22 protein-coding genes are annotated in these 12,373 nt (G+C 48.8%); 4 read left to right on the forward strand and 18 right to left on the reverse strand.

Annotated elements, in window-relative coordinates; genetic code table 11:
* From YERSI8AC_RS13240 to YERSI8AC_RS13305, 14 genes are all read right to left on the reverse strand, one after another.
* Nucleotides 1-423 carry a GFA family protein gene (locus YERSI8AC_RS13240; protein WP_159176864.1) on the reverse strand — a complete coding sequence of 141 codons (423 nt, stop codon included), beginning with the start codon at nucleotides 421-423 and terminating at the stop codon, nucleotides 1-3.
* Between the two features lie 144 nt (nucleotides 424-567).
* Nucleotides 568-699: a hypothetical protein gene (locus YERSI8AC_RS13245; RefSeq protein WP_258955965.1), complete on the reverse strand. Its 132-nt coding sequence runs from the start codon at nucleotides 697-699 to the stop codon at nucleotides 568-570.
* 111 nt (nucleotides 700-810) lie between these two features.
* Complete coding sequence (locus tag YERSI8AC_RS13250) at nucleotides 811-1,434, reverse strand: peptidase E (RefSeq protein WP_027957488.1); 624 nt, start codon at nucleotides 1,432-1,434, stop codon at nucleotides 811-813.
* A gap of 115 nt (nucleotides 1,435-1,549) precedes the next feature.
* Nucleotides 1,550-1,927 (reverse strand): hypothetical protein, encoded by a 378-nt coding sequence (locus YERSI8AC_RS13255; RefSeq protein ID WP_027957489.1) that lies wholly within the window; start codon nucleotides 1,925-1,927, stop codon nucleotides 1,550-1,552.
* A 124-nt stretch (nucleotides 1,928-2,051) separates the two neighbouring features.
* Entirely contained in the window at nucleotides 2,052-2,648 is a 597-nt protein-coding gene (locus tag YERSI8AC_RS13260; RefSeq protein WP_022523207.1) for a GNAT family N-acetyltransferase, read from the reverse strand.
* A gap of 156 nt (nucleotides 2,649-2,804) precedes the next feature.
* Complete coding sequence (locus YERSI8AC_RS13265; protein WP_041158520.1) at nucleotides 2,805-3,278, reverse strand: GNAT family N-acetyltransferase; 474 nt, start codon at nucleotides 3,276-3,278, stop codon at nucleotides 2,805-2,807.
* A 101-nt stretch (nucleotides 3,279-3,379) separates the two neighbouring features.
* A complete protein-coding gene (locus tag YERSI8AC_RS13270; protein ID WP_159176865.1) occupies nucleotides 3,380-4,003 on the reverse strand; it encodes a SagB/ThcOx family dehydrogenase in 624 nt (207 codons plus the stop codon).
* A 37-nt stretch (nucleotides 4,004-4,040) separates the two neighbouring features.
* Nucleotides 4,041-4,370 (reverse strand): DHCW motif cupin fold protein, encoded by a 330-nt coding sequence (locus YERSI8AC_RS13275; RefSeq protein WP_159176866.1) that lies wholly within the window; start codon nucleotides 4,368-4,370, stop codon nucleotides 4,041-4,043.
* Nucleotides 4,371-4,442: 72 nt separating this feature from the next.
* Nucleotides 4,443-4,688: a DUF1993 family protein gene (locus tag YERSI8AC_RS13280; RefSeq protein ID WP_159176867.1), complete on the reverse strand. Its 246-nt coding sequence runs from the start codon at nucleotides 4,686-4,688 to the stop codon at nucleotides 4,443-4,445.
* Nucleotides 4,689-4,851: 163 nt separating this feature from the next.
* Complete coding sequence (locus YERSI8AC_RS13285; RefSeq protein WP_141440998.1) at nucleotides 4,852-5,151, reverse strand: CcdB family protein; 300 nt, start codon at nucleotides 5,149-5,151, stop codon at nucleotides 4,852-4,854.
* Nucleotides 5,151-5,396, reverse strand: coding sequence for a type II toxin-antitoxin system CcdA family antitoxin (locus YERSI8AC_RS13290; RefSeq protein ID WP_159176868.1), 246 nt, complete (start codon nucleotides 5,394-5,396; stop codon nucleotides 5,151-5,153). Before YERSI8AC_RS13290 ends, YERSI8AC_RS13285 begins: the two co-directional genes overlap by 1 nt.
* 232 nt (nucleotides 5,397-5,628) lie before the next feature.
* Nucleotides 5,629-6,243, reverse strand: a complete 615-nt coding sequence (locus tag YERSI8AC_RS13295; protein ID WP_159176869.1) for a DNA-3-methyladenine glycosylase I — start codon at nucleotides 6,241-6,243, stop codon at nucleotides 5,629-5,631.
* An 11-nt stretch (nucleotides 6,244-6,254) separates the two neighbouring features.
* Nucleotides 6,255-6,545, reverse strand: coding sequence for a YciI family protein (locus YERSI8AC_RS13300; RefSeq protein ID WP_159176870.1), 291 nt, complete (start codon nucleotides 6,543-6,545; stop codon nucleotides 6,255-6,257).
* Nucleotides 6,545-7,138, reverse strand: coding sequence for a TetR/AcrR family transcriptional regulator (locus YERSI8AC_RS13305; protein WP_159176871.1), 594 nt, complete (start codon nucleotides 7,136-7,138; stop codon nucleotides 6,545-6,547). Before YERSI8AC_RS13305 ends, YERSI8AC_RS13300 begins: the two co-directional genes overlap by 1 nt.
* Nucleotides 7,139-7,522: 384 nt before the next feature.
* On the opposite strand from YERSI8AC_RS13305, the gene YERSI8AC_RS13310 reads away from it, so the two are divergent.
* From YERSI8AC_RS13310 to YERSI8AC_RS13320, 3 genes are all read left to right on the forward strand, one after another.
* The gene (locus tag YERSI8AC_RS13310; RefSeq protein ID WP_268892490.1) at nucleotides 7,523-7,651 is read left to right on the forward strand and encodes a hypothetical protein; all 129 of its coding nucleotides are present in this window, start codon (nucleotides 7,523-7,525) and stop codon (nucleotides 7,649-7,651) included.
* 80 nt (nucleotides 7,652-7,731) lie between these two features.
* Nucleotides 7,732-8,088, forward strand: a complete 357-nt coding sequence (tnpB, locus tag YERSI8AC_RS13315; RefSeq protein ID WP_138799459.1) for an IS66 family insertion sequence element accessory protein TnpB — start codon at nucleotides 7,732-7,734, stop codon at nucleotides 8,086-8,088.
* Nucleotides 8,089-8,133: 45 nt separating this feature from the next.
* Nucleotides 8,134-8,850, forward strand: a complete 717-nt coding sequence (locus YERSI8AC_RS13320) for an IS66 family transposase zinc-finger binding domain-containing protein (protein WP_236557301.1) — start codon at nucleotides 8,134-8,136, stop codon at nucleotides 8,848-8,850.
* Nucleotides 8,851-9,367: 517 nt separating this feature from the next.
* Here YERSI8AC_RS13320 and YERSI8AC_RS13325 read toward each other — a convergent pair.
* The 4 genes from YERSI8AC_RS13325 to YERSI8AC_RS13340 form a co-directional block, all read right to left on the reverse strand.
* Nucleotides 9,368-9,571 (reverse strand): GNAT family N-acetyltransferase, encoded by a 204-nt coding sequence (locus YERSI8AC_RS13325; RefSeq protein WP_201304214.1) that lies wholly within the window; start codon nucleotides 9,569-9,571, stop codon nucleotides 9,368-9,370.
* Between the two features lie 2 nt (nucleotides 9,572-9,573).
* Nucleotides 9,574-9,885, reverse strand: a complete 312-nt coding sequence (locus YERSI8AC_RS13330) for a hypothetical protein (RefSeq protein WP_201304215.1) — start codon at nucleotides 9,883-9,885, stop codon at nucleotides 9,574-9,576.
* Between the two features lie 47 nt (nucleotides 9,886-9,932).
* Nucleotides 9,933-10,541, reverse strand: coding sequence for a transglutaminase-like domain-containing protein (locus tag YERSI8AC_RS13335; RefSeq protein ID WP_141440993.1), 609 nt, complete (start codon nucleotides 10,539-10,541; stop codon nucleotides 9,933-9,935).
* A gap of 62 nt (nucleotides 10,542-10,603) precedes the next feature.
* Complete coding sequence (locus tag YERSI8AC_RS13340; protein WP_159176872.1) at nucleotides 10,604-11,035, reverse strand: acetyltransferase; 432 nt, start codon at nucleotides 11,033-11,035, stop codon at nucleotides 10,604-10,606.
* A gap of 381 nt (nucleotides 11,036-11,416) precedes the next feature.
* On the opposite strand from YERSI8AC_RS13340, the gene rlmF reads away from it, so the two are divergent.
* Complete coding sequence (rlmF, locus tag YERSI8AC_RS13345) at nucleotides 11,417-12,361, forward strand: 23S rRNA (adenine(1618)-N(6))-methyltransferase RlmF (RefSeq protein ID WP_159176873.1); 945 nt, start codon at nucleotides 11,417-11,419, stop codon at nucleotides 12,359-12,361.
* Nucleotides 12,362-12,373 lie beyond the last annotated feature (12 nt).

A 12,373-nucleotide genomic window follows, 5' to 3' on the forward strand; every position in this document is an offset into this window, starting at 1 on the left:
CTACTGCTCCCCAAACTGAGCAAACACTTCTTCCCCGGTCAGCTGCTTGGTTTTTTCTGCGAGTGAATAGTACGTGGGCTTTTGGTCGATAAATATCTGTTCGGTTATTTTCCAATCATCCGCGCCATCAAGAAGGCCAACGGGAAGCGCGTAATGCCCACCCTGCTTTAAGCGATAGAAGAGGTGGGTGCCACACTGTTGGCAGAAACCACGCTCAGCCCACTCTGAGGAACTGAAGGTAGTTATATGCTCCGAGCCGTTAAAATCCACATCACCGGCAAACTCCACCGCAAACAGCGGCCCCCCACCCCACTTCCTGCACATCGAGCAGTGACAAACGCCGACATGGTTGCTTTTGGTGGTAACGGTGACGCTGACAATCCCGCAAAGACAAGCCCCATGAAGCTCTGTGTTGGTTACCATGTGTCTCTCCTTCAGTTCTGATCGTGTTTAACCGTCAAAAGCCAAAATAGCTACGAGGTTTCTTAGCAACACCCACCAAGATAGCTCAAAATTAGACTCTCCATTTAAGGCATGGGCGCACAGCTAGTTTGTTGGATCAATGGTTTAAACGTTGAGCCAGGGCTTGGTGGAGGGGGTATAGGCCCGCTGCGTCAAACGTTTGTCGAGAAAGTAACTCTCGGTCTTCTCAAGATCGTTAACCACCAGCACATGTTGGGTTGCTTTTACCTCAAACACTTACGACTCCTTTTACCCATATGGATACTTATAATGCCAAGCACTGCGGCGCGCAGTTTAGAAGCGTTCGGAGGCTGTAAGCCACGTGCTGTTTCGCTTTATTAAGATTTGTTAAGCCTCGTCAGGCCATACTTCAAACTTATTATCATTTACGATAATTGCTTGTGCATTACTAATTGGACAAAGGCCTATTTTCTCTTTATAACTGGAGATGATGCTCTCAACGGATTCTTTGAATGGAAAGTTGGTATGGTGTGGGACTGGATAAAAATCAACGAGACCTAGCGAGGAAAAAGAGCCTACGTTAGGTGCTGCCGTAAAATCATCCATGTCCTTCACATACTCAATATCGCGCGACACAACAATAGAACCGGCTGATTCACCTACATACATCTTCCCTGAATTTATTTGTTCTATTATGGCTTTATCTGCACCTGTTCTTTTTAGCTCTTGAAGTAAAAAGAAAGTATTTCCACCAGTGATATAGATATAATCATTTTTTTGAAGCTTGCTCTCTATTTCATCTTTAGACGCCGTTGAAATTTCAAGCTCATCAACGATAACACCCAGCTTTTCGAGGGCTTCCTTGCCAGCGGACACATAAAACCTCACCTCTTCCACGAGGCTCGCAGTAGGAATGAAGGTAGCCGTTTTGCCAGCGCATTTCCCCCCGGTAAATTTTAAAAATAGATCCGCCACATCCGCAAACGATGAAGTTAGAAACATTTTCTTCATTAACGATCCTTATTACCTGAAAACTGTGACTCTAGAAACTTAATTTGAAGCAAAGCGATGCTCTGTCAAAGACGCACATTGGATGCAAGCCGCGCACTGCTGCGCATTGTTATGATCAAAAGGTAGTATCCGCAACGGCATACATTTTCCATCCATCGGCCGTCTTGGTGAAAGCATAGAACCCATGAACACTCTCAATTTTTGAACCATCTTTTCTGCATCTGACAGCAGAGGCAACTGCATGAGCCTCACTATCATTGACAGCTGTCACCTCAAACTTCCAGTCGACAGAATGATCCCAACCCTTTTCTTTTTTAAGGCTTTTGGGATCTATCGGATAGGAATCACACATTGTCACCGAGCCATTTTTAATATATGCGATTGGATATTTGACCATTTTATCGATCAGCGTTACGTCGTTGCTCTTAAACCCAGCAACATAGTATTCCATGTAAGTTTTATGCACTTCAGACCGTAACTCTTCGAACGACATACCACCTCCTCAACACGTACCATAACACCTGAATAAACGGATCCAGTCATGCTTGTATGGCGTTTAAGCATGCATATAGCGACACTACAAAGCCTTGATCGACTAAGCCACGACGCTTTCCTCACTACGCACGGGGTCGGCTCAACAGATAGTCGAGATGCGCACGCACCTCTGACCATTCGCCCTTGTGCAGGCTATACATCACCGTATCGCGAATAGTACCGTCTCGGCGCAACACGTTGCCACGGATCACGCCGTCCTTTTTCGCGCCTAGGCGCTCAATTGCACGCTGGCTGGCAAAATTGAAGTTGTCAGTACGCCAGCCGACCACATTACAGCCCAACGTCTCGAAAGCGTGTGTCAATAGCAGCAGCTTGCAAGTGGTGTTGACATGCGTGTGCTGCACTCGCTTGGCGTACCACGTGTAGCCAATTTCCACTCTTTTTACGTCAGGCAAAATATCATGGTAACTCGTAGAGCCAAGCACCGTACCACTGGCCTCTTCAATGACGGTAAAGGCAAAGCGGTGGCCTTCCTCTCGGGCTTTCAAAGCAGTATCAATATAGCGGTGCGTCTCGTCAGGCGCTGGTACCGATGTAATGCGCAGGTTCCATAGCTCCCCGTCCGCTGCGGCAGCGCGCAGACCGGCTTCGTGGTTGAGTGTAAGCGGCACGATTTTTACGCCGCGCGCAGAGAGGGTGACGGGTTCAATAAAGGCCATATGTGTACTCAAATATCTTCTGTAGGTGGTCAAGGGAGAAGCTTAACGATGAGCGTAAACAGCTGGATTTAAAGCAGCCAGGTCGCATTGACGTTTTTATTAGCCAAAGAGGCCAAACATTGGGAGGCCTTAAAGAATCCTCGTCTGCTTGCAGGATTACAGCTTGAGTTTCATTCCTTCGTGAGACGCTACAAAGCCAAAGCCCTCATAAAAGCGTAATGCATCCGGCCTCAACTTGTCAGTTGTGAGCTGAACCAGAACACACCCTCTTTCTTTAGCGCGATTTATGGCCCACTCAAACATAGCGCGACCAATTCCAGATGACCGGATTTCCTTGGATACGCGAACGCCCTCTATCAGAGCTCGCCATCCCCCCTGGTAGGTTAGATATGGAATGAAGGTAATTTGAAGCACGCCCACAATATGATGACCTGTAACTGCAACTACCAACTCATTGTTAGGATCAGCATCGATAGCTTCGAAGGCCATATGATAGGAACGAGACAGAGGAGTTGAAGGATCTTCACGCTTTAGACCAAGGCTATCATCGGCGAGCATCTGAACGATAGCTTGCAGATCTTGGCGGGTGGCCACGCGAAACGAAACGCTTTTCTCTAGAGTCTCGCACATCTCAATTCCTCCTTTTAATGGCTAGGGCGAAGCGCACCAGAGGTCTTTATAGAGCAAAAGGAAGACAAGGCAACCCTCGTGCCGCGTATTGTTATGCTCTGTTAGGCATCACGCCGCAGCCCAATGCAAAGCAGCGCAGTAGGGTCTAAGTCCGCAGGCAATCTCAATACTTCTTTCACTCTTGGATCATCGAAACCTGCCACTAGAACACAACCAACTCCGAGAGCAGTGCTCTGAAGATGGACATTTTGTGCTAGAGCACCAGTTTCCATATAGACATAGCGAGCGCCGCGCTCTCCCTGGGGTGGCTGAGCTTCAAAGTGCCGAACTGCCTCTCCAAGTTTCGCGGCAACTCCAATGACGAGAGCCGCTTCTTTCAACCATGGTTGATCGCCAATCCCTAGCGCTTGCACTGCCCCTTCCGGAACACGGTTCCCAGTTAACTTTAACGAATGGTTGTCAGCCTGATACTCATAGATACCGGGCTCAAGTTCCGATACCCGCTGCACCAAAATTTTTAGGTGCAGCGGGTATAATCCACCTGCCGATGGCGTTGCTCTTTTTTTATCCGGCCCTGTTACGCCCTGGGCCGACCAAAGCAATTGAGACAAAACACCGATAGGGAGCGGTGCATTCGTGTACTCCCTCACGCTGCGCCGAGCCGCAATACTGCCAACCAATGACTTGGAGCCTTGCTGTTCTGGTGCAGGTAAGTCGAAGACCATACGTTTACTCCCTATCCATAACAGTGATTATGCGATGCTAATCGACGACGAACAACGTAGCCCCCTGCTCCGTTGAAGAACGATGAAGTTCAGCATTGTCGGCAACTTGATAGCTCGAACCAGGCGTGAGAACAAAACAACGACCATCATCTAGCTCAGTATGAAGCTCACCTTCGAGGCAGAGCAATATGTGCCCTTTAGCACACCAATGATCCGCCAGATAGCCAGGACTGTACTCAACCATACGAACCCGGATATCCCCGAAATTTCGAGTCTTCCAATAAGCAACACCGTATTCTCCGGAGTGCTCAGTCCTCTCAACTTCAGACCAATCCGTGACCCCGAAAGGTAAATCTGTAATGTTCAAATTACTTCTCCATAAGCACATAACGGAGCTTGAGCTGCGCAGAAGCGCGCAGTAATCAGTTCGAAGCGCTGGTTAGATTGCACTTTGTTTCACTTTTGGCATCAGGTGAAGCATATAATCTTTTTTACCAATCGGCACTCCGACACTGCGCAATATCGAGTAAGTCGTGACCAGGTGAAAGTAGAAGTTGGGCAGCAAGAAATCCGCGACATACTCCTCGCCTGTTAGGTCTGCGTATATTCCGCCGCCCAATTCCAGGTGCTTGTGCTCGGGCACGTTCTCGTGGTCGATTGCCTGATTAGCGACCAGTGCCAGCATTCAGAAGATGTTCAAGAGTGGCGAGTCGGGAGTCGAAGGCATGCGCTAGGGAGGTAATTACTGAGGCCGTCATTTGAGGCTCCACAAGATCAGGCTGGAAGGGTTCTTGTGCAATCTAACGCCAGCCAGCATCCGCAGCTACGGAAAAGTATCCCTCTTTGCTTCAGAAGCCCAAAAACAGCATGTCCAACGCTGTGGAAATTTCGTCTTGCTGCTCAACAAGGCTACCGGCACCAAAACGCAATTCGCTTTCAGGCACCGCAGCCATGTACTGAGTAGCCATTACCACCTCTTGACCCTCAATGTTAAATATAGGATTCAGCCTCTGGGCAGGGGACGGCGCCGAGGGTTTGGGCAACAGTGGCACGACAACTCGGGTATTCAAACCACTGAGCAGGTCTGATTGCACATCCAGCAGATAGCCCGCCCCATCCTGATTTTCAAAAATATCGAAACGGGCCATCAGAACTGACGGTGCCGTGCAAGAGGCAAACCATTAGCTTCAACGTATTCATTCGAGCTTGCGAGGGCACTGGCATTATCTTCCAGCCACTTCTTCTGCTTGTGAAGCTTCACAGCCTCCGCGATCCCCGCTTCTGCTGATCGTGAAATATTGATGCCCAGAGTTTTTGCCTCTTTGAGAAGAGCACTATCAATCGATAGGTTCGTGGGCTTTCGTATGGATTTGGTAGCTTCAGCAGCTTGCATGGTTCATTTCTCACGCAGGATCATGCACTAATTATATGCGCACATTTACTGCACATCAAAACTCTGCGGCGTCAGAACTTGCCTAATGCCTCCTCAATCTCGTCAGCATGGCAGTTGACGAAGCTTCCCAGCATGATGAAGTGGGGCACGGTATCGCAGCACCACCTCATCTCGCGACTGGAGGCGAAGCTGCAACGGCAAGGTTGTCGCTGTGCTTGGCTTTTTTAGGGCATTATACTCGCCCAGGACGCCTAAAGCGCTTGCGTGCTTGTTCCACTTTTGCTCTGAATACGCATCCATCAGAGTGGTCATTTACAAGTCCCATTGCCTGCATAAAAGCATAGATGGTCGTGGGGCCAACGAACTGCCAGCCTTGCTTTTTCAAAGCCTTCGATAGCACAACAGATTCCTCCGAAGTTGATGCTGTCTGTGGCTCAAGCAAACTATTTTCGTCTGGCTCGAATTGCCAGAAGTAAGCAGCCAGTGAACCTTCCTGCTCCACGAGCTCTCTGGCCCTTCTTGCATTGTTGATCACAGCTTCGATCTTTCCTCGATGCCTGACAATCCTTTCATCCTTCAATAGCCGCTCGATATCAGAATTATTGTATTTTGCCACTATATTGAAATCGAAATTGGAAAAAGCAGCACGGAAATTCTCTCGTTTGGCTAGAATTGTTCGCCAACTCAGGCCGGATTGAAAGCTTTCGAGGCACAGCTTTTCAAACAACCTGATATCGTCATCAACTGGATAGCCCCACTCATTATCGTGGTATTCAAAGAACTCAGGAGCAGCCGAACACCAGCTGCAACGCAATTCTCCATCATGGCCTTGAACAGTAGAGTTCATCGCTCCCCCCCTCACTTGGCCAGAAGAAAGCCCAGTCGCTCATCTGCTTTTTTTGGCTCAATTTCAAGTATTTCTGCCGTAACGACATTCTCGGCCACAAATGGGTCTTGATTAACTCGGCTCTCAAGAGCTTCCCTTGACTCACCATGAGCAAGAACAGAACCTCCAAGACCGGGTTGAAGACTGCCAACCACTAAGAAAATCTTATCCTCAAACCCCCGCCTGATCCATTGATTATGACCTTCCATAAAATCACTGGCCTGATCCTTGTTTTCTGAGAACCGCAAAAGAACGACAAACATTAAAGCACCTCCGATTGAGTGTTGGTTGCAGTTATAATGGAGGCCAACCAGTCATCCAGGCGGCTTACCTCCATGTGAATGAATTTCTCATCCTGGAATGCACTAGAAAGTGTCGCTATTCCTTGACTGAAAGCGAGTAGGTGCATTGCCAACTCATCGGCGTCATCAGAACGGCCAAGTTGTTCGAATTGTCGGCGCAACCAAGTTCTAAATAACGTAAACAACTCGTTTGCGTGGCTTCTTGCGGGGTGATCCAGCTTGGCAAGTTCCGTGCAGAGCGTCCCTACCGGACAGCCATAACGCTTAATTTTGGCGCGATTCATTACCAGAATATTGATGAAACAGCGGATACGATCCGTTGGCGTGTCGCCTTCTAGCTCCCAATTATCGAGCATTGAGTTCGTGCGAATAAGACGATGATTGATTACGGCATCCAGGATTTCGTCCTTGGTCTTGAAGTGGTAGTAGAAATTTCCTCGTGAAATGCCTAGAGCTTCCGCAATTTGCGCGAAAGATGTGTGCTCAAACCCCTGCTCATAGAACAGGTGATCTGCCTGATCGACAATTCGATTTTTTGTTAGTTTATTGACCACCGAAGCGCCTCCCGGCAACTATTCAGAGCTATAGGACAATCGTCCTATTTTTTAAAACTAGGACAGATGACCTAATGAGTCAAGAGGTAACTACGGGAAGTTTGATGGGACGGAGTGAGTGTTCTGACGCCCTAAAGCAGCCAACACGCGTGGCATTGTAGTAAAGGCGAAGCCGCAACGGAAAAGACGTCGCCGTGCCTGGCCTTGCTTAGCGAAAGATGGCCTAACGCTATACCGAGACATCATTTTCGGTCTGAAGCTCGCTGCCGAAGTCTCCGGTATTGACCACGCCTCGGAGCTCAGTAAGCGAGCCACCAAACCCATCTACTCAAGCTAATTACGCCTCTTCACACTAATGATCTCTTGTTGGTTTTGGAGATCACCATGACCTGTGAACTCAACCCTACCCGCGCCTTTTGGCTGGGTCATCTTTACTGTGCCTCAGCGCAGAACATGCCGTTAAGTGACTACGCCGCTTCCCAGGCGTTAAGCCTCGCTGACCTGCTGGCATGAGAGAGGCGGCTAAGTGTACAAGGGGTGCCGGTACCACCGCGTTGTCGTCCCGCGCGGTTTGTGACAGTGGAGGTGGCGACATGATCCGCCCGAGTGCTGACCTGAAGGTGTACTTATGCCGCGAACCCGTGGATATGCGTAAGCAAATCGATGGATTGGCCTTGCTGGTTCAAGAAGCCATGGCGCTAAATCCGTTCGATAAGGCGCTGTTTGTGTTCGGTAACCGTCAACGCGACAAGGTGAAGTTACTGTTCTGGGAACGTAACGGCTTTGTGGTGTGGTACAAGCGTCTGGAGCGCGAGCGATTTAAGTGGCCAACCCACCTGGAAGGCGACACCGTCACGTTAACTGGCCAGGAACTTAACTGGCTGCTGGATGGCGTTAACTTAAAGGCCATGCAGCCCCACAAAGCGTTGGACTTTCAGCAGGTTGGTTAACTTTCTTACTCCTATTCTGTCGGCGTTTTTGGTAAAATAGGCGGCATGAAAAACGCTGCTGCTTCCTCAAATGCCGTCTCTCAACTGCAACGCCAAGTACAGGCACAGCAGGAAGAGATCGCGCAGCTTCACCGCCTGATGGAGAAAAAGGAAGCCCAGTGGGCAGCCACCAAACAATCACTGTATGAGCAGTTCCGGCTAGCCCTGGAGCGCACGTTCGGCCCCTCCACCGAGAAGTACCGCGTCGATCAGTGCGACCTACTGATCAATGAAGCCGAAGTGGCGGTTGACGAAGAAGACGGCGATACAGGCACAGCAGGCAATGATGAAGCTGAATCCGCTGCGCCGACGAAACGTTGTAAACGGGGTGGCCGGGTGGCATTGCCCCCTGAACTCCCACGGGTTGAAGTGGTGCATGAACTACCTGAAGAGATCCGTCACTGTCAGGACGATGGCGCCGCGCTAACGGTCATTGGCGAAGAGGTCAGCGAAGAACTTCACGTGGTACCCGCCCGGCTCGAGGTGATCCGTCATGTGCGACGTAAATATGCCTGCCCACTGTGCGAAGAGGGCGTCAAGGTCGCCCCAGCGCTGGCCAAGCTGTTGCCCAAGAGCAATGCCAGCGCCACGCTGCTGGCCTATGTCGCCACCGCCAAGTACCAAGATGCCTTGCCACTGTATCGGCAGAGCCAGATTTTGCCCGCCATGGCGCGGCGATTCCCCGCAACACCTTGGCCCGCTGGATGGTCAGCACGTCTTTGAGACGCTACCCTCTCTCAACGACGATGACCTCAACACGCTACTGCCCTGGCAGTGGAAAGAGACCTTACCGGTCTAGGCAATGACTGCCTAGATGGGGTTATTGGAGCGCTTACGGAGCTCAATAAGGAGAACATGGCATTCACCTTCAGCGAAGGGCCCTACGCTCCACACCTTTGGGAACAACATTCATCTCTCTTTCGGGTAGATGAACAGTACCACCCCCGAGTGTGATTCTCTGTGTTCCTTTAACAATCAGGAAAACCTCGTCAGTATCTTTAATGATCATGCCAAACAAAATCGCCCTGAAGTTTTGCCAGTTTGAGCTGATAGTCGCTCATCTCCGCGACGACGGGTGGCGACCAGTGTTCCGAAAACTTACTGAACTTTTCGGCCAAACTAACTACGTCTGATTGCATTGATGTATACCTCTACCTTCTTGAGAAAAGCGAAAATGGCACTCGTTTGGAGGCACTCTTTCATGCTTTGTGATATAAAACCTCCACTTCCGTATACTTATTCAGTAAATAACATCCTTTCTCATGATTAAGTCATTTTGTACTTCATCGCCCATTATAAAGTCATGAACTCCAATTTCGGAAAAACCATTTTTCATGTAAAAGCCTATCGCGGCCGAATTTTTCTCCCAGACACCTAACCATACAAAGCCTTTCCTTAATTGTTCTGCCCTTTTGAGCCCATACCTTATCAGAAGCTTACCCAACCCTATCGTTTTATATTTATCCTTTCTATCTCTAGACCATTTTCACTCTTTAAATCAGACTGAGCACTATTGATGTTTAGCTTAAGGTAACCAGAGACTTTATTATCTACATATATGAAAAAGAACTCGCTATCTTTATTCATGATTTCTTCACGTATTTTATTTCGTTCAAATGCCTCCTCTAAATATTTTTTCATCACATCATCTGAACAAGATCCCTGAAACGTATCAAGATATGTCACCTTTCCAATTTCAACTAACTCATCAAGATTTTTAAGGTCACATTTTTCTATTTTTACTTTTTCATCGAACAAAACACTCCTCCTTGAACCCGAATAATTTTTTGCATATAACACCACAATCACGCACTTGTTGCGTGCATTGCTTTGTTAGCCAACGCCAGCTGAATATCCGGCAGATTATCTGCCACCTCTTTATACGTCTTTTTTGTTTGAAGCACTTCAAGAACAGGCCATATGGGCTTTGCCCATATCTCCGGAAGGTCGGCTTCCCCATCTGAGACCAACGGAAATGCCAAATGCTCAGTCGGGGGACAAAACTCAGCTGCAACACCGGTCTTGTTCCCCCTGGCATCAACTCGATACCAGCCATGCCTTTCAAGGTATACGGCATTTAGGCCATGCAGACAAAACGGCGGTTTATCATTGCTAATAGTCAACCGCTGATAGCACAAGCCCGCGGGAATGCCGTTCGCACGCAGCAATGCCGCAAGTAAGTGGCTCTTCGCATAGCAGTAGCCCGTACCGTATCTCAGAACATCGGAAGCCTTACACGTCACAGGATCACACTCGTAATCCCAGCTATGCTTAATCTGATCTCGAACGAATACAAAACACTTCTCTGCGATTAGTTCAAGGCTCTCCGTTCCGTCAGCCAGCGAGTGCGCCTTGGTCAACACCTCCGGTGTTCTCCAATCTATGTATTCCGTTGACTCTAGATATTGCTGCATGTTTCGATTTCCTACTAAGGTTACTTCGATATTGATTCGCCGTGCCTAGCCTTGATAAATCTTTATAGCACCATATGCAGCAGCGGATAGGCTTTACCCTGCCCATCAACCGGAGAGCGCCCCGTCACTTTAAAGCCAATATGCTGGTAAAAACCTAGCGCCTGCTCATTCTGTTCATTAACGTCGACTTTTGTCGCTCCCTGCTCTTTGATAGCGAGGGTCGCTAACATGGCACCAATGCCTTTTCCGCGCGCATCAGGAGAGATGAACAACATTTCAATATTACCGTCATGTACACCGCAGAAACCCAGTATTTCACCATTGCCGTTTTTAGCACACCTTAAATCAACAGCGTCAAAGTACTGTTCCAGAATTAAAGGCTTTAGCTCCTGTAGATCATCTTCAGCCAAAAAATCGTGGGTTGCTCTGACCGATGCTTCCCAAATTTCTATCAGCTTAAGGTGATCTGCTTTTTCAACAATCTCAATATTCATCACTTAACTCGATTGAAAATTTAACGCCGCGCGCACCAGTGCGAGCTTGCGAGTTTTTGGCCGCAAAATGGGCAGAAAGCCACGCTGATTCTTACAGACTCGATTATCTGTCCCTCGTACTCTAGATAATGGATCGCCTCAGGGTCTTCCTCTCCTCTGTCACCACCTCATTCAGGTTGAGGTAAACATCGGAATCACCTTCTTCAAACCATACCTCAGCGAGTGAGCAAGAAGAGCAATCATGAATCAAAATCCGAACCTCTTTGAGCTCTCACGCCACCCTCGAACTGCCGAGTATGCTCAACACAGCTATTAAGATTATAATCACGGACTAAGACAAGCCCATTCGACTATTGAACGCCAAGCCTCAGGCCTATTACTGTGAACACCGTCCATCGAAGTGAAAATAGCCGAACCAAGCCTGTTCGCAAAGGCCTGCACCCGAAGAATCTACACAACCAAGGCTATGACTTCCCAGCTCTCGTAAAAAGCCACCCAGCACTAGCCCCCTATGTGAAGCCGAACGCTTATGGCGAACTTTCCATCGATTTCGCAGACCCACTGGCAGTAAAAACGCTCAACGCCGCGTTATTAAACCGATACTACAATATTGTCGATTGGGATATTCCAGAGGGCGCGCTTTGCCCCCCGATCCCAGGCAGAGCCGACTATATTCATCACATGGCGGATTTATTGGAGTTTGGGCTTGGACATGAACAGCCCAGCATCAAGCTGCTCGATATAGGGACAGGAGCCAATGGCATCTACCCACTACTGGCCTGCCAAATTTACGGCTGGCAGTGTGTTGGTAGTGACATTAACCCTCAATCGCTTGAGAACGTCGCCACAATTATTACCAACAACCCCAAGCTCAAGGATCGCTTCACGCTACGCACACAGCACGATAAAAACCATATTTTTGAAGGGATCATTCAAGATGGGGAGTTTTTTGACGTCAGTGTATGCAACCCACCCTTTCACGCCTCGCTCGATGAAGCACTTAAAGGTAGCCAGCGTAAATTCAATAACCTTGCTCGTAGTCGCGGCGAACTAAAAGCCACAACCCAATCGCCTACGCTGAACTTTGGCGGGATGGGCGCAGAGCTCTGGTGTAAGGGGGGCGAACAGCTGTTTCTTAAAAAGCTAATAAGAGAAAGCCAGGAGTATGCAACTCAATGCCGCTGGTTTAGCAGCTTGGTTTCAAAAGCTGACAATGTTAAGCCTGCCAAGAAGCTGATTCGTAAGCTCGGTGCGGTTGATGTACGGGAAATAGAGATGAAGCAGGGAAATAAGATCACGAGGATATTGGCCTGGACATTCATGTGAGCCGTTCCCGAG

It is taken from the genome of Halomonas sp. 113, from assembly GCF_904067645.1.
In the GTDB taxonomy this organism is placed as follows: Bacteria; Pseudomonadota; Gammaproteobacteria; order Pseudomonadales; family Halomonadaceae; genus Vreelandella; species Vreelandella titanicae.